Raw genomic sequence first — 18,165 nt, 5'->3', positions numbered from 1 at the left:
CGCCATTTCCTCCCCCTCCCCCCCTGTCTCGCCCCCGCCGCCCGGCCCGGCCCCGGGTCCGGCGGCGCCGGCCCGGTTCCGTTTCCCCGCTCACCAGACGTATCACCTACCGTTATATCTTCGCGTCCGTTACATTGTCGCCATGGACACTCCCCTGCGGGAACCGACGTTCCTCATCCTCACCGCGCTGGCCGGTGAGCCGCTGCACGGCTACGGGCTGATCCGCGAGGTCGCTGGCCTCTCTGACCAGCGGGTCAACCTCCGGCCGGGCACCCTCTACGGCGCACTCGACCGGCTGGTCGATGCCGGCCTGGTCGAGGTCGACCGGGAGGAGATCGTGGACGGCCGGCTACGCCGCTACTACCGCCTCTCCCCCGCGGGCGACGCGACGCTCACCGCCGAGACCGAGCGGCTGCGCCGCAACGTCGAGGCCGCCACCGCCCGGCTGCGCGCCCGCACCACCCGGCCACTCGCCCCGCGTACCGCCGAGGGGTTGGCATGAAGGACCTGGAGCGGCGCTACCTGTGGCTGCTGCGCGCGTACCCCGCCGACTACCGGCGGGCCCGCGGCGCGGAGATCGTCGGGACGTACCTCGACCTGGCCGGCCCGGAGCGGCGTTGGCCCTCGCCGGCGGACGCCGCGGACCTCGCGCGTGGCGGCGTCCGCCAGCGGCTGCGGGCCGTCGGGGCCGCCGGCCTGATCCCCGGGGTACGCCTCGCGGCGGTGCTGTCCCTGCTCACCGCGACCGCGCTCGCGGCGGTCTGGTCGGTGCTGGAGCTGCGACCCCCGGCGGCCTACTGGGGCATCCCGGCACTCGGGCCGGTCGCCACCCTCGGTGCCGGGGTGTGGGTGGGGTGGCTCCTGCCGGCGCTCGCGCTGGCCGTGGGCTCGGCCCGGTGGGCGCGACGGGCCATCGGTCTCGCGCTGCTGCTCACCGTCGTGGTGGTGCCCGTCGCGGAGCTGGCCGGCCTGCCCCGACCGCCGCTGTTCATCCTGCTGCCCCAGGTCGCCCTCGGGCTGGTGGCGCTCGCCCTGCCGGACCGGCTGTCGATGCCGGTGCGGCTGGCGCAGCCGCTCACAGCCGTCGGCGCCGCTGCCGCGACGGAGCTGCTGTACCCGTGGGAGGACCACTACTACTACGGCTGGACCAGCATCCAGATCCCGCAGGGCGTGGGCCTGGCCCTGTTGGCGGTGACGCTGCTGCTGGCGATCGGGCTACTGGTAGGCGGTGACCGTCGGGGGCTGTGGGCCGCGCTGACCCTGCTCACCCCGATCTGCATGCTCCGTCTGCACGACCTGGTCGCCGCCGGCCCCACGGCCCTGCACGGCGGACCCAATGTCGACCGGTTCGGCCTGGCCGTGGCGGCGACCGCCGTGACGCTGATCGGCCCGGCGGCGCTCGGTGGCGCGGTGGCGCTGGCCGGACGGGCCCGCCGACGCACCCCCGCCTCCTGACCGAAGGCGAGCGCCGCCCGGCATTCGTTGATCATGAGGTTGGCGGTGTCTTCGATCTCGGAGCGCGCCGCCAACCTCATGATCGACCCCGGTCGAACGGTCTGGGCAGGCGGGGGCGGTGCGTCAGGCGCAGGACGAGGACGAGCAGGACAAGCACCAGCGCGGTCATCGCGACCGCTCCGGGAGCCTTGGCGAACCGGGCCAGGTTGGTGCCGTCGGGCAATGTGAGGAACGCCGCGACCGCCGCCGGCAGCACGAACCAGGTGGTCCGCGTGGCGGCGACCGCCAGCAGAGCGAGGGGCCAGGTGGCGTACCAGGGGTAGAAGACCGGGGAGAGGACCACCGTCGCGGCCAGCGCCAACCCGGTACCGAGCAGCACCACCCGGCACGCCTCGATCCGGTCGGGCGCGTCGTCGCGCCGGCCCAGCGCCCCCCAGGCTCGCCACCAGAGCAGCGCCAGCAGCACGGCGAGCAGCAGCAGCGCCACCGCCCGGACCACCGGCACCGCCTGCGGGTCCCGCCCGGCCAGCGCGCCGGCGTAGTCCACCACCAGGCCGACGGCGGTGGGCGGCGACGTCCACTGCTCGGAGTCCCCGCTGCGGGTCAGCCCGCCGACCCAGCCCAGCCCGAGACCGGAGAGCGCCGACGTGACCAGCAGCGCCGCGAGCACCCCGCCCGCCAGCCAGCCGCCGTCGCGCAGCAGCGCCCGGACGGTGTGGCGGCCCCGCACCGCCGCCAGTGCGGCGAACGGCAGCACGACCACGGCGCTCGCCTTCACCGTCACCGCCAGCCCGAGCAGCACCCCGGCCACCAGCAATGACGACGACCGACCCGGCCGGCGGACCACGAGTAGAAGTCCGGACAGCAGCAGGCCCAGCATCACCGCGTCGTTGTGCGCCCCGGCCACCAGGTGCACCCCGACCAGCGGGCCGGCCAGCGCCAGCCAGGCCGCCCGCCGGGCCGGCACACCGGCCGCGCGCGCCAACCCGGGCAGGCAGAGCGCGCCCAGCAGCAACCCCGCCACGGCGCACAACCGCAGCGCAACGATGGTCCCGGTGAGCCCGCCGCCCAGGGTCACCGCGAGCGCGGCGAGCAGCACGAACACCGGCCCGTACGGTGCCGGGGTGTCCCGCCAGATCGGCGCCACCGCGTCCAGCCACGGGCAGCCCGCCGCCGCCACCGGAACCGCGTACGGGTCGACGCCGTGCGCGTACGTCCAGCCCTGGCAGGCGTACGAGTAGACGTCCCGGCTGCCCAGCGGCGGCGCGACGAGCAGCGGCAGCGCCCACAGCCCGGCGGTGACGTACGCCCACCGGGTCGACGGCGCACCCCCGCGCAACGACCACCACGCCCCGACCAGCAGCACGGTGCCGACCAGCCAGCAGGTAAGCGTCGCCGGGCCGCCCGGGGCTCGCCAGATCGACTCCGGTGTCGCGCCCAGTTGGGCGTCGGGCAGTGCCCCACCGAGGTGTGCGGCGACGGCGAGCAGCACCGCGCCGGCCAGTCCCGCGTATCGGGCGGCGTCTGCCAGCCGCGGCGGCGGATCGGGCGGCGGTGGGCCGGCCGGTGACGGCGGCGGACCGGGAGCGGTCACCGGCGCACCTTTCCTCAGTCGGCGACGACCGGCTGACGGGCCGCCCGAGCCGACCGTACCAACCGGACGACCAGGGCGATCACCAACAGCGTCATCAGCGGCGCCCCGACCGTCTTGGTGAACCGGGGCAGGCCGGTGCCGTCGGGCAGCACCAGGAACGACGCGACGAGCGCGACGACGATGAACCATCCGGTCCGTCGGGCGGTGGCCGCGAGCACGGCCAACGGCCAGATCCAGTACCAGGGGTGGAAGATCGGCGCGAGGGCGACGGTGGCGGCAAGCGCCACCGCGGCGTGCCACAGCGGCTCCCGGGTGCGGGCCCGCCACCAGAGCCAGACCAGTAGCAGCGCCAGCACCGCCACGCCGATCCCTCTGGTGACCGGCAGCGCGTCGATGTGCCCGCCGAACGGCACCGCCAGGTAGCCGACGGTCTGGCCGATCGCGGTGGACGGCGACGTCCAGGCGATCACGTCGCTGCCGCTGGCCAGCCCGGCGACCCAGCCGAAGTCCAGCCCCACCGCGACTGTCACCCCGGCCACGGTGGCGACCGCGCCGCCGACCACCCACCCGCCGTGCCGGAGCAGAACCCGGATCGAGTACCCGCCGACGATCGCGGCGAGCGCTGCGAAGGGCACCACGACGAGCGCGGTCACCTTGATCGCGGCGGCCAGTCCGAGCAGCGCTCCGCCGGCGAGCAGCGGGCCGGGGCGGCCCGGCCGGGAGGCGATCACCGCCAGCCCGGCGACCAGCAGGCCGACCATCAGGGCGTCGTTGTGCGCGCCGGAGACCAGGTGCACGGCGACCAGGGGGCAGCCCAGCGCGAGCCAGATCGCCCGTTCGGCGGGTACGCCGACGCGTCGCGCCAGCACCGGCAGGCTGACCGCGGTCAACGCCACCCCGGCCACCGCGATCAGCCGGAACACCACGATCGCGCCGGTCAGCGAGCCGGTGGCCTTCACCACCGCGCCGGAGAGCGCCACGAACAGCGGCCCGTACGGCGCGGGCGTGTCCCGCCAGATGAACGAGATGGTGTCCAGCCAGGGGCAGGGCAGCGCGGAGACGCCCTGCTCGTACGGGTTGATCCCGGCGGCGTAGCTGGCGCCCTGGCAGGCGTACGCGTACACGTCCCGGCTGGCCAGCGGCGGTGCGACGAGCAGCGGCAGCAGCCAGAGCCCGATGGTGGTCAACGCCCAGCGGGTCGACGGCACCGAGTCGCGCAGCGCCCACCAGGCGTAGGCCAGCAACGCGGTGCCGACCAGCCAGGCGGCGAGGACCAGCGGCCCGTGCGGGCCCTGCCAGATGCTGACCGGGTTGGCGCGCAGGGGGGAGCCGGGCAGGGCGCCGCCGAGGAACGCGGCGACGGCGAGCAACGCCGATCCCGCCAGTCCGGTCCAACGCGCGAGGTGGTGAGGCACGCCGGACATGCTGCCAGTACGGTGGTCGCGGTACGGAGGTGGGCATGCGGCGCAGTCGGGTGGTGGCGGTGACCACCGCTTCCGCGGTCGTGCTCGGCGCACTCTGGCTGGCCCTGCCGCTGATGGGGTCGGACCTCGCCGCACAGGTGGCTCGGGCGGACTTCTTCGCGGCCCACGGCCCCACACCTGTCGACCTGCGCTGGTACGCCGGGGTGCAGCAGTTCGGCTACAGCCTGCTCTCCCAGCCCGTGATGGCCCTGCTCGGCGTACGGGTGACAGGTGCGCTCGCGCTCGTGGCGTCGGCTGCCGCGCTGGCCGCGCTGCTGGTCCGCGCCGAGGTGCCCCGACCACTGCTCGGCAGCCTGGTCGGGGTGGTCACGCTGGCCGGCAACCTGGTCTCCGGTCGGGTCACGTACGCCCTGGGCGTGGCGTTCGGGCTGGCCGCGTTGCTCGCGCTGAGTCGGGGCGTACCCCCGGGTGGAAGAGGGCGAGGGCGGCTCGGGCTCGCCGCGCTCGGCGCGCTGCTGGCCTCGGCGACCAGCCCGGTGGCCGGCCTGTTCGTCGGCCTGGCGGGCGTCGCGCTGCTGCTGGGCCGCCGGTACGCCGACGGCCTGGCGCTCGGTGTCGCGGCGGCGGTGCCGCTGGCCGCGACGGCGCTGCTCTTCGGCGACGGCGGCTGGATGAACATCAGCCGCACCGACGCGGTGCGCGCGGTGCTGACCAGCCTGGTGGTGGCGGCGCTGGTGGCGTACCGGCCGGTGCGGTTCGGTGCGCTGCTCTCCGCGGCCGGGGTGCTCGCCGCCGCCGTGGTGCACACGCCTGTGGGGTTGAACGCCACCCGACTGGTGACGATGTTCGCGTTGCCGGTGCTGGCCGCCGCCGCCCGCCCGCCCGCCTGGCTGTCCCACCGGCTGGCCCGCCGGTCGGCCGTTGCCGCCCGACTGGCCGGCGGTGTGGGTCTGACCGCGCTGCTGGTGGGGGTCTGCGTCTGGCAGCCGCCGGCGGTCCCCGCCGACCTGCGCGGCATCGGCGACCCGACGAGCGCGCCGGGCTACCACGCGCCGCTGCGCGCGTACCTGGCCGGGCAGCGGCTCACCGGCCGGGTCGAGGTGCCGCCGACCCGAAACTACTGGGAGGCGGCCCGGCTCGGTGAGGTGCCGTTGGCCCGCGGTTGGCTGCGGCAGGCCGACATCGACCGCAACCCGCTGTTCTTCACCACGGTGCCCGGCGCGGCCGGCACCGGCGTAGCGCTGACCCCGGCCAGCTACCGGGCCTGGCTGGCGGAGAACGCCGTGCAGTACGTGGCGCTGCCGGACGCCCCGCTGTCCTGGGTGGGCCGGGCCGAGGCGGAGCTTGTCGAGGGCGGCCTGCCCTACCTGACGCCGGTCTGGTCCGGGCCGCACTGGCGGGTCTGGGCGGTGCTCGACCCGACGCCGCTTGTCGCCGCACCCGCCGAGCTGATCCGCGCCGACGGCGCGGCGGTGACCTTCCGGGCCCCGGCCGCCGGCCCGGTGGCGGTCCGCGTTCGGCACAGCCGGTGGCTCGTCGCGTCCGGCGACGCCACGGTCGCCGCCGACGGGGACTGGACCACGGTCACCGTGCCCGGCCCCGGCGAGTACACCCTCGGTAGCTGAGCGAGCGCTACGCCTCCAGCACGCGCTGGGCGGCGGCGCGGGAGCGGCGGCCGGTGCGCAGGTACTCGTCGAGGAACTCCCCCGGGTCGTCGCGCCCGAGCAGCCGGACCACCCCGGCCAGCTCCACCCCGTGCCGGGGTAGCTGGTCGCCGGCCCGGCCCCGGACCAGCATCAACGCGTTGCGGACCTGCGCGGCCAGGGACCACCCGGCAGCCATCTCGGCGGCGTCCGCCGGGTCGATCAGGCCGGCCCGCTCGGCGGCCGCGAGGGCATCGAGGGTACGCGTGTCGCGCAGCGACGGGACCGCGCCCGCGTGCCGGAGCTGGACGAGCTGCACCGCCCACTCCACGTCGGCGAGCCCGCCCCGGCCCAGCTTGGTGTGGGTGGCCGGGTCGGCGCCGCGCGGCAGTCGCTCGGTCTCCACCCGGGCCTTGATCCGGCGGATCTCGACGACCTGCTCACGGGTCAGCCCGCCGGCCGGGTAGCGCACCGGGTCGATCATCGTCTCGAACTCGGCGCCCAGGTCGGCGTCGCCGCAGACGAACCGGGCACGCAGCAGCGCCTGCGCCTCCCACACCCGCGACCAGCGGGCGTAGTACTGCGCGTACGCGGCGAGACTGCGCACCAGCGGGCCCTGCCGCCCCTCCGGGCGCAGGTCCGCGTCGACGCCGAGCGGCGGGTCCGAGGCGGGTACGCCGAGCAGCCGGCGCAGCTCCTCGGCGATCGCGTGCGCCGCGGCGCTGGCGTCGCTCTCGCTGGCCCCGGCGGGCGGGTCGTAGACGAAGAGCACGTCGGCGTCGGAGAGGTAGTTCGACTCGTACCCGCCGAGCCGTCCCACGCCGATCACCGCGAACCGCAGACCCTCCGGGGCCGGCTGGCTTGCCCGAGCGGCGCGCAGCGCGGCGGCCAACGTGGCGTCGGTGACGTCGGCGAGCGCCGTGCCGACCTCGGTGATGTCGGCGAGCCCGGGGGCGGGCCGGTTCGCGCCGTCCGGCCGACTCGGGGTGGGTGCGAGCGCGCCGGCCCGGCAGAGCACGTCCGCGCAGGCCACCCGGACCAGTTCCCGACGACGCAGCGCGCGCACCGCGCGGGTCGCCTCGACCGGGTCGGTGTGCCGGGCCGCCGCCGCGAGGAACCCCTCCCGGAGCACCTCGGGCGGACGGGGGGCCAGCTCGTTCTCCTCGGCCAGCAGCCGCAGCGCCTCCGGGTCCCGGGCGAGCAGGTCGGCGACGTACCGGGACAGGGCGAGGACCCGGGCCAACCGCCGGGCCACCGGGCCGCCGTCGCGCAGCAGCCGCAGATACCAGGGGGTGCTGCCCAGCTTGTCGGAGACCTTGCGGTAGTTGAGCAGCCCCCGGTCCGGTTCCGGCGCGTCGGCGAACTCGCTGAGCAGCACCGGCAGCAGTGTCCGCTGGATGGCCGCCGTGCGACTCACCCCGCCGGTGAGCGCCTCCAGGTGGCGCAGCGCCCCGGCCGGGTCGGCGAAGCCGAGAATCTCCAGCCGGTGCCGGGCCGCCTCCGGGGTGAGTCGCAACCCGTCGGCCGGCACCCGGGCCACCGACTCCAGCAGCGGCCGGTAGAGCAGTTTGGCGTGCAGTCGGCGTACCTCGGCCGCGTGGGTGACCCACTCGGCCCGGAAGCTCTCCACGGCGCTGCGCCCCGGCGTGGCCGTGAAACCCAGCGCGCCGGCGAGCCAGCGCAGCGCGCCCGGCTCGGCGGGCACTGTGTGCGTACGACGCAGGCCCTGAAGTTGCAGCCGGTGCTCGACGCTGCGCAGGAAGCGGTAGCCGCGCAGCAGCGCCTCGCCGTCGGCCCGACCGACGTAGCCGCCGGCGACGAGCGCGCGCAACGCCGGGATGGTCCCGGGTTCGCGCAGCGTCTCGTCGACGCGGCCGTGCACCAGTTGCAGCAACTGGACGGCGAACTCGATGTCGCGCAGCCCGCCGGGACCACGCTTGATCTCGCGTTCCAGCTCCTTCGGCGGGATGTGGTCGATGATCCGGCGCCGCATGGCGCGAACGTCCTCGACCGCCTCGGGCCGTTCGGCCGCCCGCCACACGAGCGGCGCGAGCTGGTCGATCCACTCCTGGGCCACCGGCACGTCACCGGCGGCCGGGCGGGCCTTGAGCAGCGCCTGGAACTCCCAGGTGCGCGCCCACCGGCGGTAGTAGGCCAGGTGGCTGGCCAGCGTTCGCACCAGCGGACCCCGGTTGCCCTCCGGCCGCAGCGCGGCGTCCACCGGCCAGGCCACGAGCCCGCAGATGTGGATCAGCCGGGTCGCCACCAGGGTCGCCGCCGGCAGGTCGGCGTCCTCGGCCGCCACGAAGATGACGTCCACATCGGAGACGTAGTTCAGTTCCCCGCCGCCACACTTGCCCATCGCCACCACCGCGAGCCGGGGCCGCTCGGTGCCCTCGGCCAGCTCGGTCACGGCGATCTCGTACGCCGCGGCGAGCGTCGCGTCGGCAAGCGCCGACAGCGCGCCCATCGTCTGCTCCAGGCCGCGCCCGCCGGTCAGGTCCGCCGCCGCGATCCGCAGCAGTGCCAAGCGGTACGCGGTCCGCAAGGCCGCCACCGCGTTGCCGCCGTCGGTAGGCTCCAGCCGGCCCTCGGCGATCGGCGCGAGCCCGTCCGGGGCGGTCCGCAACGCCAGGCAGTGGTCGGGGTTGGCCACCAGGTGATCGCCGAGCGCCGCCGACGCGCCGAGCACCGCGACCAGCCGCCGCCGTAACCCCGGGTCGGTGTGCAGCTCCGCGAGCAGCGACGACTCGGCGCTGGTGTGGCGTTCGGCGCTGCCGCCGCTCGTGCGGCCCTCGGCGCTGCCGCCGGTGGTGTGGCCCTCGGCGCTGCCGCCGGTGGTGCGGCGTTCGGCGCTGCCGCCGCTCGTGCGGCCCTCGGCGCTGCCGCCGGTCGCACGACCCTCGGCGCTGCCGCCGGTGGTGCGGCGTTCGGCCTCCACGATGCGGTGTAGCTGCCGCAGCGCCAGGTCCGGGTCGGCGGCCCGGGACAGCGCGGCGAGCAGCTCCGCGGCGGCCTCGTCGGTCGGCTCCTGCTCCTCCGGTTGCCACAGCCGCAGCCCGTCCGGGCCGAGCAGGTCCGCGGCGCGCGCGCCGCCGTCGCCGTCGGCGGTGCCGAAGCCGTACCGGGCGAGCCGGCCCGGTGCCCTGGTCGGCCGGCTCATCAGTGCCCGAGCAGCGGCAGGCCGCGCCGCATCGTGCTGTCGTCCAACTCGCCGAGGGCCAGCGCGGCGAACCGGGCGGCGAACGGCTGCCAGACCTCCTCGACGTCGGCCAGCACCGAGGAGCAGGCCGCCACCACCAGCTCCGGGTCGTAGCCCAGCTCGGCGAGCTGGGCCGAATCGGTGGCCCAGTCGGCGATCATCGCCGCGTCGCACTCGATGTGGAACTGCAACCCCCAGGCCCGGTCGCCGAGCCGGAACGCCTGGTGCGGGTAGCGGGTGGACGCGGCCAGCAGGGTGGCGCCCCGGGGCAGCTCGGTGATCTCGTCGGAGTGCCACTGGAGCACGTCCGGGATCAACGGCACGTACCGGAACAACGGGTCGTTCTCGGCGGCGTCGCGCCGGCCGACCACGCCGGGGCCGATCTCCGGCCCGGACGGGCTCCGCTCGACCAGCCCGGCGTGCGCGGTGGCGAGCAGCTGCGCGCCCAGGCAGACCGCCAGGGTGGGCACCCGGTACCGCACCGCCTTGCGCAGCAGGCCCTCCACGGCGGGGAACCACTGTGCCCCGGGGGAGCCGTCCGACAGTGGGTACGCCTGTTGGTCGCCGCCGAGCACCACAAGCGCCGCGTACCCCTCCAGGTCGGCGGGGAGTTCGTCGCCTGCGTGCGGGCGAACCACCGACAGTTCCAGCCCAGCCTCGGTCAGCCACTCACCCAGCCGGCGCGCGTCGTCCGTCGGGTCGTTCTCGATCACCAGCGCGGTTGCCACCCGTCGAGGCTAGCCGGTGCACCGCGGGACGCCACGCCCCGCCACCGGCGGTGCGACTGTCGGCCGTCGGGGCGGTCCGTTTACGGGGATGCTCGCCGGTGGCTCGGGACGTGCACGCCGGGCATCCGCCCCGGATCCGGTGGGGTCGCTAGTGCTGTGTCCACTAACGTTGGCCGGGTTGTGTCAGATCCTCGTGGTTGGCTTCGGGTATGCCCAGACGTAGGGATTCGGGAGCGCCGCGGGTGGTGCATCGCACCGCCCGGGTCGGCCTGCGTCTGACCCGGGCGCAGCGGCGACGCTGCTTCGGCCTGCTCCGCGCGGCCGGGGATCTTTGGGCGTGTGTCTTGGAATACAACAGCTGGCGGCATCGTCGTCACGATCGGCCGGTCGCGAGCTATCAGGAGTTGTGTCGACTGCTCGCCGCGTCTGGTCCGGGCACGTTCGGTGAGCTCGACTCGACCGGCGCCCGGTCGGTGTTGCGTCGCTATTCTGATGCGTGGTTCAGCGCTGCCGCCCGCCGCGGGGCGGGGCATGGTGAGGTGCGGTATCCGCGGCGGCGACGGTCGTTGATGCCGGTCCGCTGGTATCACGGCACGTTCGGTCTGAGTCAACGGCGGCTGCGGTTGCCGACCTCGGCCGGGAGCCCGCCGCTGGTGGTGCGCCTGGACCGGGCGGTTCCCTACCCTCATGATGCGGTGCGGTCGGTGACGCTGGTGTTCGATCAGGGGCGGTTGTGGGTCGAGGTCACCGCGGAGCTTCCGGTCGCGACCTACCCTGCGGGTCGGGAGCCGCAGCGGGGGCGGGTCGCCGGGGTCGACCTGGGCATCATTCACCCGTACGCGGTGGCAGCCGGTGACGGGCAGATGTTGCTGGTGTCCGGCCGGGCGATCCGCGCCGAGCACCGTCAGCACCTGGCCGACACGAAAGGCCGCCGCCGGGCGACCGCCGCCCGTGCGCCTGCCCGGTGTGCCGGCGCAAAGTGGTCAAGCCCCGCGGGCGGACCATGATGTGCAGGAGTTGCGGGTTCGTCGGGCATCGTGATGTTGCCGCGGCGTTCACCATCGCCACCCGGACCCCGGGCGGCGTCACCACCACCGCACCCGACATGGGTGCGGTCATCACGCACCGTCGAGCAGGCCGACACCTTCCCGGTGCCGGGCTGTCCCGGCGTGACCCACGCCGCCCACCAGCGGTGTCAGGGTCAGTTGGCCGGCTGAGGCCCGCCCCACCATCGGTGGGGAGTCGCTCGCTTCCGACAACGTCTGGGCGAGGAACCACAACACCACCGACAACCCGGTGAACGTTAGTGGTCACAGCACTAGGCTCTGCGGTTGTGATCAACGAGGACATGGCCGCCGTCCGCCCGCCCGTGCTGCGACCGGGTGACACGGTGCTGCTGGTGTCACCGTCCGGGCCGACCTCACCGGAGCGGGTCGCCCGGGGCATGGAACTGCTCATCGGCTGGGGGCTGCGGCCGGTGCCGGCACCGAACGCGTACGCCCGCCACGGCTACCTCGCCGGCACCGACGACCTGCGCGCCGCCGACCTGAACGCGGCGTTCGCCGACCCGCGGATACGCGGGGTGATCTGCACCCGGGGCGGGTACGGCGTCCAGCGGATCGTGGACTCCATCGACATGGCCGCCGTCCGCCGCGACCCGAAGGTGGTGGCCGGATTCTCGGACATCACCGCGTTGCAGTTCGCACTGTGGCGGGGCGCCCGGCTGGCCGGGGTGCACGGGCCGGGGGCCGCCTGGCGGGACGAGCGGACCCCGCTGCGTTCCGCCGAGTCCCTGCACGCGGCGCTGATGACGACCGAGCCGGTGGCGATCACCGCAGTGCCCACCGAGGACACCTTCGGCGTACGCGTCCCGGGGCGCGCCACCGGCACCCTGCTCGGCGGCAACCTGTGCATGATCGCCGCGTCGATCGGCACCCCGGACCTGCCCGACCTGACCGGTGCGGTGCTGTTGATCGAGGACGTGCAGGAACCCCCGTACAAGGTCGACCGGATGCTGACCCACCTGCGTCGGGCGGGAGCCCTGGACGGGTTGGCCGGCGTGGCGGTCGGGCAGTTCACCGACTGCGGCGACGGTTGGGACACCACGGTCGTCGACGTCCTCACCGAACGCCTGGGCGACCTGGGCGTGCCGGTGCTCGGCGGCCTGCCGATCGGCCACGGTCACGGGCAACTGACGGTCCCGTTCGGCACCACAGCAACACTGAACACCAGAACCAACACCCTAAAGGTGGCCCCCGCAGTCCAGTAACGCCCTACCTCCCCTTCCCCCTCCCCCCGGCCCCCTCCCCCCGGCCCCTCTCCCCCGGCCGCCCGGCCCCCGGCCGCCCGGCCCCCGGCCGCCCGGCCCCTGGCCCCCGGCCGCCCGGCCGCCCGGCCGCCTTCCCCGGTGATCATGAGGTTGTAGTCGCTCGCCACGGCGTGTCGCGGCAATAACACCATGATCAACACCGGGTTCGGGCGGGGGTGGGGTTCGGGTGGGGGTGGGGTTCGGGTTCGGGTGGGGTTCGGGTTCGGGTGGGGGTGGGGTTCGGGTGGGGGTGGGGTTCGGGCGGGGGTGGGGTTCGGGCGGGGGTGGGGTTCAGGTGGGGGTTTGGGTTTGGGTTAGGTGGGCTACTGCGCCGGTTTCCAGGGCGGCCCAGATGCCGTCGGCGGTGAGCGTGATGCCGTGTGGTTCGGCCCCGGGGGTGGGTAGGGCGTAGCCGTCGATCCGTCCGGTGGGATCGACGTGACCGATCCGGTTGGCGCCCCACTCGGTGAACCAGGCGCCGCCGGCCGGATCGGCCACTATCGCGTGCGGGCGGGCCGCCCGATCCGGCAGCGGCAGCTCGGTGATCCGGCCATCGGGGGTGATCCGGCCGAGCTGACCGGCGGCGATTTCCACGAACCAGATGACGCCGTCGCCACCGAGCGTGATGCCGACCGGGCCGGCGTCCGGGGTGGGCAACGGATGCAGTGTCACCCTGCCGTCGAGGTCGATCCGCCCGATCGCGTTCGCCTGGTGGAGAGTGAACCAGAGAGCGTCGTCCGCGCCGGCAGTGATCATCGAGGCGAACCCGCCCGTCACCGGCAGCGGAAACGCGGTGACCGTACCGTCGGTGTCCAGCCGGCCGATCGTGTCGGAGGTCATCCCGGCGTACCAGAGTGCGCCATCGGGCCCGGCGGCGATGCCTCCTGGCCCGGTGCCGCTCGGCAGGGTGATCGTGCGCTGCGCGCCGTCGACGCTGAGCCGACCGATCCGGTCGTCCCCCGAGCGGGTGAACCAGAGGGCGTCGTCCGGCCCGGCTGTGATGATCAACGGACGGCCGCCCGGCGGATCCAGCGGGTAGGTCCGGACCGCGCCGTCGGGGCCCAGGCGGGCGATCCCGCCGCCGTGGACCAGCGTCAGCCACAACGCGCCGTCGGGGCCGGCAGCGATGCCGTACGGGCCTGCGCCCGGCTCGACGAGCGGTATCTCCCGAATCTCGACGTTCAGCACCAGTTGCGTCCTTCCGTCGGTGAACCGCCAACCCTGACGGCTCCGCCAGCGACGACGCAACCGATTTGACCTCCCACCCACCCGGATTGTCAGGCCGCTGACAGGTTCGCCACGGGTTGCGCCCAGGCTGGCTGGTCACTGTCGGTGATGACAACAGCGTCACCGACCTTCTGGAGGACAGCATGTCCCGCACCATCCGTCGGAAGCATCTGCTGGCCGGCCTGGCGACCGCCGGCGTCCTCGGCGTGGGGATCGCGGCCCCGACCATCGCCTTCGCCGCGGACACCCCGACGCCGACACCGAGCGCCAGCACCGCCCCGGCTCCCGGCGCGAAGGCCGACAGGCAGAACGAGTTCGCCGAGGCGCTCGCGAAGGAGTTGGGCGTTCCCACCGACAAGGTGACCGCCGCGCTGGAAAAGGTCCGTGAGCAGCACCGGCCGGCCGACCGGCCGCAGCGCCCGTCGGCCGAGGACCGGCAGGCCGCGCTCAAGCAACGGCTGGACCAGGCGGTCAAGGACGGCAAGCTCACCCAGGAGCAGGCCGACGCCATCACCAAGGCCGTCGAGACCGGTGTCTTCCCCGGCCTCGCCGGCCACCGCGGTCCAGGCGGTCACGGCGGCCCAGGCGGTGCCGGCGGCCCAGGCGGTCACGGCGGTGCCGGCGGCCCAGGCGGTGCCGGCGCCCCCGCGGCTACGCCGGGCAAGTAGTTCTTCGGGGCAGGCCCAGGCCACACCGGGCCTGCCCCAGGCATGATCCACTCGCTTTCCGTGATCCTGCGGTATCCAAGACCGCCCGACACCCCCGAATCACGAAAACCGAGTCGATCACCGCCCCAGGCCCGCAAGGGGCGTCAGGCCGGCGGGGGCTTGAACACGCCCAGGTGATTGCCGGCCGGGTCGAGCAGGTGGGCCAACGTGAGCCCGCTCGGGGCCGTCCGTACCGGCACCAGCACCCGGCCGCCGGCAGCCTCGGCCCGTCGGCAGGTCTCCGCCACGTCGGCGACCTCGGCGTAGAACACCGCGTAGTTCGGCGAGGACCCGTCAGTCGCCCGGATCGCTCCGCCGATTCCGGTGTCCCCGCCGGCCCCGGTCACGCGGTACGACCCGTCGTCGACCGAGCCCTGCTCCTCGAAGGTCCAGCCGAACAGCTCTCCGTAGAAACGTTCCGCCTCCTCCGGCCGGTCGGTGCCGATCTCGAACCAGGTGATGGGCGTGGTTGACATCTGCTGCCTCCAGGTTTCGCGTGCGGTCGTTCGGCCGCCGTCGGGAGCAGTCTCGGGGTCGTCCGCGACACCGTCCTGTCGGTGTTTCCGGGTCACCCGACGGGGTCCGTCGCGACCGGGACGCCCAGCCGGGACGCCGCGACCAGGACACTCGCCACCGGGACACTCGGCCCCGGGACACCCGAGCCGGGACACCCGAGCCGGGACACCCGAGCCGGGACACCCGAGCCGGGACACCCGAGCCGGGACACTCGAGCCGGACACTCGAGTCAGGACACCCGAGCCGGGACACCCGAGCCAGGACACCCGAGCCAGGACACCCGAAGCCGGCGCACTCGGGCGCCTCAGACCAGGCTCAGCGCGCGGACCCGTTCGTGCGGGATGTCCAGATCCGTCGGGCGGAACTCCCGGACCACCACGTCGGGCAGCGCCTGGACGCTGCGGATCCGGTCGGTACGGAAGCACCGCAGTTCGTCGCGGAGCCGGCACCAGGCGAGCAGGTACCAGTGTCGGGGGTTGCCGAGGTAGCCCAGCGGCTCGACGTCGCGCGTCGAGTCCGCGCCGGCCCGGTCGGCGTACCGGATGCGCAGCACCCGCCGCGCGGCGACCGCGTCGGCGACGACGGCCGGGACGGGCGTGGCCGGTCCGTCGCCGACGAGGTGCACCCGTCCGGCGAGGCGGTGCGCTTCGGCGGCGTCGGCGGCCGGCAGCACCGCCACCAGTTTGCGCAGCGCGGTGGCGCCCGGCCCGGCGAACGGCGTGCCGTCGAGCCGGTGCAGCGCGACGGCCATCGCCACCGCCTCGGCCGCGGTCAGGTTGACCGGCGGCAGGGTACGGCTGCGGTCCAGGACGTAGCCGCCGGTGCGCCCGGACTCGGCCCAGATCGGCACGCCAGCCTCCTGGAGCGCGCCGATGTCCCGCTCGATGGTCCGGCTGCTGACCTCGAAGCGGACGGCCAGCCAACGCGCGCTGCGTGGCCGTGGCGACACCGCCCGCAGCTCCTCGACCAACGCGTAGAGCCGATCCGTACGGTTCATGCCCCGCACGCTACGACCGGGGTACGACGCCCCGCAGCGGCCGCCCGCACGACGCCGACCCCGACCCCGACCCCGCACAGCGACGCCGACGCCGAGCCCGCACGACGACGCCGACCCCGCACAGCGACCCCGAGCCCGCACGACGACGCCGACCCCGCACAGCGACCCCGAGCCCGCACGACGACGCCGACCCCGCACAGCGACGCCGACCCCGCACAGCGACGCGACGCCGAGCTGGCACGCCGACGCCGGCACGACGACGGCCGCCAGCACGGGCGCGGACAGCCGCCGTCAGGCGATGCAGGCGCAGACGATGAGCGCGGCGCCGAAGTGGGTGGCGGCGCTGACCCGGGCCGCCGGGTGCGGCTCCGGCGAGCAGATGACCTCGCCGAGCTTGCCCGGGGTGAGCAGGTCCAGCACCACGAAGGCCAGCGCCATGATGGCCAGGCCGACGAGCCCGAACAGCACAGTGGAGGCGAGCCCCCTGCCGAAGTCGCTGTAGCTGGTCAGGATCGCGGTGAAGACGATCCCGGCGATGCCGAGCTGGTTGGCGGCCAGCAACAGCCCCGCGTTGGCGTTGCGGTCGACCCAGATCAGGTCCCGCAACCGCCCGGGGGTGAGCAGGTCGACCAGGCCGAAACCGGCCGCCATCAGCCCCACGCCCACGATCCCGAACACGACGCTCTGCCAGGCACCGCTGAGCAGATCCTCCAGCACCGACTGCCTCCCGACTCTCCGCCCGGAGGGGTACCGGCGCGGTGATCGAGACGATAGCGGCAGCGCGCAACCGCGTCAGCCCCCCGCGCTCACAGCGCCAGGTAACGCTGCCGCTCGTACGGGGTGACCTCGCGGCGGTACTGCTCCCACTCGGCCCGCTTGTTGCGCAGGAAGAAGTCGAAGACGTGCTCGCCGAGCACCTCGGCGACCAGCTCCGACTCGGCCATCACGTCGATCGCCTCGGCGAGGTTCTCCGGCAGCGCCTCGTATCCCATGGCACGCCGCTCGGCGCTGGTCAGCGACCAGACGTCGTCCTCGGCGCCCGGGGGCAGCTCGTACCCCTCCTCGATGCCCTTGAGGCCGGCGCCGAGCAGCACCGCGAAGGCCAGGTACGGGTTGGCGGCCGAGTCCAACGAGCGGACCTCGACCCGGGCCGAGTTGGGCTTGCCGTACGCGGGAACCCGGACCAGCGCGGAGCGGTTGAGGTGACCCCAGCAGACGTACGCCGGGCTCTCGGTGATCCGGTCCGGCAGGGCCTGCGGGAAGAGCCGCTTGTACGAGTTGACCCACTGGTTGGTGACCGCCGTGTATTCCCGGGCGTGCACCAGGAGGCCGGCGATGAACGACTTCGCGACCTTGGAGAGCTTCATCGGGTCGCCGCTGTCGTGGAACGCGTTGCGCTCCCCCTCGAACAGCGACAGGTGGGTGTGCATCCCACTGCCCGGCTGGTCGGTGAACGGCTTCGGCATGAAGCTGGCCTGCACACCCGTGGAGAGCGCCACCTCCTTGACCACGTGCCGGAAGGTCATGATGTTGTCGGCGGTGGTGAGCGCGTCGGCGTAGCGCAGGTCGATCTCCTGCTGGCCGGGCGCGACCTCGTGGTGGCTGAACTCCACCGAGATGCCGATCCGTTCCAGGGCCAGCACGCCCTGGCGGCGGAAGTCGCGCGCCACGGCGTGGGTGGTGTGCTCGAAGTAGCCGCCGGTGTCCACCGGGGTGGGCACCGAGCCGTCCTGGGGGCCGTTCTCCAGCAGGAAGAACTCGATCTCGGGGTGGGTGTAGAAGGTAAAGCCCTTCTCGGCGGCCTTGGACAGCGCGCGGCGCAGCACGTGCCGGGGGTCGGCCCACGAGGGCCCTCCGTCGGGCAGCAGGATGTCGCAGAACATCCGGGCGCTCTCGCCGCTGACCCCGCCCTCGAACGGGAACACCTGGAAGGTCGTCGGGTCGGGCATGGCCACCATGTCCGATTCGAAGACGCGGGCGAAACCCTCGATCGCCGAGCCGTCGAAGCCGATGCCCTCCTCGAAGGCCGCCTCCAACTCGGCCGGCGCCACCGAAACGCTCTTGAGCGTGCCCAGCACGTCCGTGAACCACAGCCGGACGAACCGGATGTCCCGCTCTTCCAGCGTACGGAGGACGAACTCCTGCTGACGGTCCACTTCCCCAACCCCTCGCGACGCTCTTTTGTCCGCCTTGGTCGGGCTGCACCCGACCTGATCGCCCAGTCTTCCCGGGCCTGGTTACGCAGACGTTACGCGAACTGCCGCTCGCCGTCCCCTCGCCTCCCGCTCGGCGGGCGCGTGCTCCGCCGTTGACGGGCCAACCCGCCGCGGCTGCGCGCCCCCGGTGCCGGCAGCGTGGCGGCCA

The 18,165-nt window shown here is 74.4% G+C and carries 15 protein-coding genes; 6 read left to right on the top strand and 9 right to left on the bottom strand.

Going from position 1 to position 18,165, the window contains the following annotated elements; all coding sequences use genetic code 11:
* Nucleotides 1-142: 142 nt before the first annotated feature.
* Nucleotides 143-502 carry a PadR family transcriptional regulator gene (locus ACLQ29_RS29820; protein WP_357374090.1) on the top strand — a complete coding sequence of 120 codons (360 nt, stop codon included), beginning with the start codon at nt 143-145 and terminating at the stop codon, nt 500-502.
* The gene (locus ACLQ29_RS29815) at nt 499-1,455 is read left to right on the top strand and encodes a hypothetical protein (RefSeq protein WP_425774730.1); all 957 of its coding nucleotides are present in this window, start codon (nt 499-501) and stop codon (nt 1,453-1,455) included. The genes ACLQ29_RS29820 and ACLQ29_RS29815 overlap by 4 nt, the downstream gene beginning before the upstream one ends.
* A 76-nt stretch (nt 1,456-1,531) precedes the next feature.
* Here the strand turns inward: ACLQ29_RS29815 and mptB (ACLQ29_RS29810) are convergent, their stop codons facing one another.
* Nucleotides 1,532-3,049, bottom strand: a complete 1,518-nt coding sequence (mptB, locus tag ACLQ29_RS29810) for a polyprenol phosphomannose-dependent alpha 1,6 mannosyltransferase MptB (RefSeq protein WP_425774729.1) — start codon at nt 3,047-3,049, stop codon at nt 1,532-1,534.
* Between the two features lie 14 nt (nt 3,050-3,063).
* The gene (mptB, locus tag ACLQ29_RS29805) at nt 3,064-4,464 is read right to left on the bottom strand and encodes a polyprenol phosphomannose-dependent alpha 1,6 mannosyltransferase MptB (protein WP_425774728.1); all 1,401 of its coding nucleotides are present in this window, start codon (nt 4,462-4,464) and stop codon (nt 3,064-3,066) included.
* Nucleotides 4,465-4,508: 44 nt separating this feature from the next.
* Between mptB (ACLQ29_RS29805) and ACLQ29_RS29800 the strand changes: the two genes are divergently transcribed.
* On the top strand, nt 4,509-6,098 hold the full coding sequence (locus ACLQ29_RS29800; protein WP_425774727.1) for a hypothetical protein: 1,590 nt from the start codon (nt 4,509-4,511) through the stop codon (nt 6,096-6,098).
* Nucleotides 6,099-6,105: 7 nt separating this feature from the next.
* Here ACLQ29_RS29800 and ACLQ29_RS29795 read toward each other — a convergent pair whose 3' ends face one another.
* Complete coding sequence (locus ACLQ29_RS29795; RefSeq protein ID WP_425774726.1) at nt 6,106-9,279, bottom strand: bifunctional [glutamine synthetase] adenylyltransferase/[glutamine synthetase]-adenylyl-L-tyrosine phosphorylase; 3,174 nt, start codon at nt 9,277-9,279, stop codon at nt 6,106-6,108.
* Complete coding sequence (locus tag ACLQ29_RS29790) at nt 9,279-10,046, bottom strand: type 1 glutamine amidotransferase (protein WP_425774725.1); 768 nt, start codon at nt 10,044-10,046, stop codon at nt 9,279-9,281. Before ACLQ29_RS29790 ends, ACLQ29_RS29795 begins: the two co-directional genes overlap by 1 nt.
* 242 nt (nt 10,047-10,288) lie before the next feature.
* Between ACLQ29_RS29790 and ACLQ29_RS29785 the strand changes: the two genes are divergently transcribed.
* Complete coding sequence (locus ACLQ29_RS29785; protein ID WP_425774724.1) at nt 10,289-11,053, top strand: hypothetical protein; 765 nt, start codon at nt 10,289-10,291, stop codon at nt 11,051-11,053.
* A gap of 341 nt (nt 11,054-11,394) precedes the next feature.
* A complete protein-coding gene (locus tag ACLQ29_RS29780; protein WP_425774737.1) occupies nt 11,395-12,315 on the top strand; it encodes a S66 peptidase family protein in 921 nt (306 codons plus the stop codon).
* A 330-nt stretch (nt 12,316-12,645) separates the two neighbouring features.
* Here ACLQ29_RS29780 and ACLQ29_RS29775 read toward each other — a convergent pair whose 3' ends face one another.
* Nucleotides 12,646-13,542 (bottom strand): virginiamycin B lyase family protein, encoded by an 897-nt coding sequence (locus ACLQ29_RS29775; protein WP_425774723.1) that lies wholly within the window; start codon nt 13,540-13,542, stop codon nt 12,646-12,648.
* Between the two features lie 182 nt (nt 13,543-13,724).
* On the opposite strand from ACLQ29_RS29775, the gene ACLQ29_RS29770 reads away from it, so the two are divergent.
* Nucleotides 13,725-14,249 (top strand): hypothetical protein, encoded by a 525-nt coding sequence (locus ACLQ29_RS29770; RefSeq protein ID WP_425774722.1) that lies wholly within the window; start codon nt 13,725-13,727, stop codon nt 14,247-14,249.
* A gap of 143 nt (nt 14,250-14,392) precedes the next feature.
* On the opposite strand, the gene ACLQ29_RS29765 is transcribed toward ACLQ29_RS29770, so the two are convergent.
* The 4 genes from ACLQ29_RS29765 to glnA form a co-directional block, all read right to left on the bottom strand.
* A complete protein-coding gene (locus ACLQ29_RS29765; RefSeq protein WP_425774721.1) occupies nt 14,393-14,764 on the bottom strand; it encodes a VOC family protein in 372 nt (123 codons plus the stop codon).
* A gap of 344 nt (nt 14,765-15,108) precedes the next feature.
* A complete protein-coding gene (locus ACLQ29_RS29760) occupies nt 15,109-15,801 on the bottom strand; it encodes a helix-turn-helix transcriptional regulator (RefSeq protein ID WP_425774720.1) in 693 nt (230 codons plus the stop codon).
* A gap of 291 nt (nt 15,802-16,092) precedes the next feature.
* Nucleotides 16,093-16,518, bottom strand: a complete 426-nt coding sequence (locus ACLQ29_RS29755; protein WP_357070446.1) for a DUF350 domain-containing protein — start codon at nt 16,516-16,518, stop codon at nt 16,093-16,095.
* Nucleotides 16,519-16,607: 89 nt separating this feature from the next.
* Nucleotides 16,608-17,957, bottom strand: a complete 1,350-nt coding sequence (glnA, locus tag ACLQ29_RS29750; RefSeq protein ID WP_357809817.1) for a type I glutamate--ammonia ligase — start codon at nt 17,955-17,957, stop codon at nt 16,608-16,610.
* Nucleotides 17,958-18,165: the final 208 nt, after the last annotated feature.

It is taken from the genome of Micromonospora sp. DT228, from assembly GCF_049841595.1.
Classification (GTDB): domain Bacteria; phylum Actinomycetota; class Actinomycetes; order Mycobacteriales; family Micromonosporaceae; genus Micromonospora.
The sequence above is the reverse complement of the archived record's forward strand: the minus strand, read 5'-3'. Positions and strand labels throughout refer to the sequence as shown.

Excerpts from the sequence above, each read along its gene's own strand:
- ACLQ29_RS29820 (WP_357374090.1), top strand. The coding sequence starts at position 143 with ATGGACACTCCCCTGCGGGAACCGACGTTCCTCATCCTCACCGCGCTG.
- ACLQ29_RS29760 (WP_425774720.1), bottom strand. The coding sequence starts at position 15,801 with ATGAACCGTACGGATCGGCTCTACGCGTTGGTCGAGGAGCTGCGGGCG.
- ACLQ29_RS29800 (WP_425774727.1), top strand. The coding sequence starts at position 4,509 with ATGCGGCGCAGTCGGGTGGTGGCGGTGACCACCGCTTCCGCGGTCGTG.
- ACLQ29_RS29770 (WP_425774722.1), top strand. The coding sequence starts at position 13,725 with ATGTCCCGCACCATCCGTCGGAAGCATCTGCTGGCCGGCCTGGCGACC.
- ACLQ29_RS29765 (WP_425774721.1), bottom strand. The coding sequence starts at position 14,764 with ATGTCAACCACGCCCATCACCTGGTTCGAGATCGGCACCGACCGGCCG.
- ACLQ29_RS29815 (WP_425774730.1), top strand. The coding sequence starts at position 499 with ATGAAGGACCTGGAGCGGCGCTACCTGTGGCTGCTGCGCGCGTACCCC.
- ACLQ29_RS29795 (WP_425774726.1), bottom strand. The coding sequence starts at position 9,279 with ATGAGCCGGCCGACCAGGGCACCGGGCCGGCTCGCCCGGTACGGCTTC.
- ACLQ29_RS29780 (WP_425774737.1), top strand. The coding sequence starts at position 11,395 with ATGGCCGCCGTCCGCCCGCCCGTGCTGCGACCGGGTGACACGGTGCTG.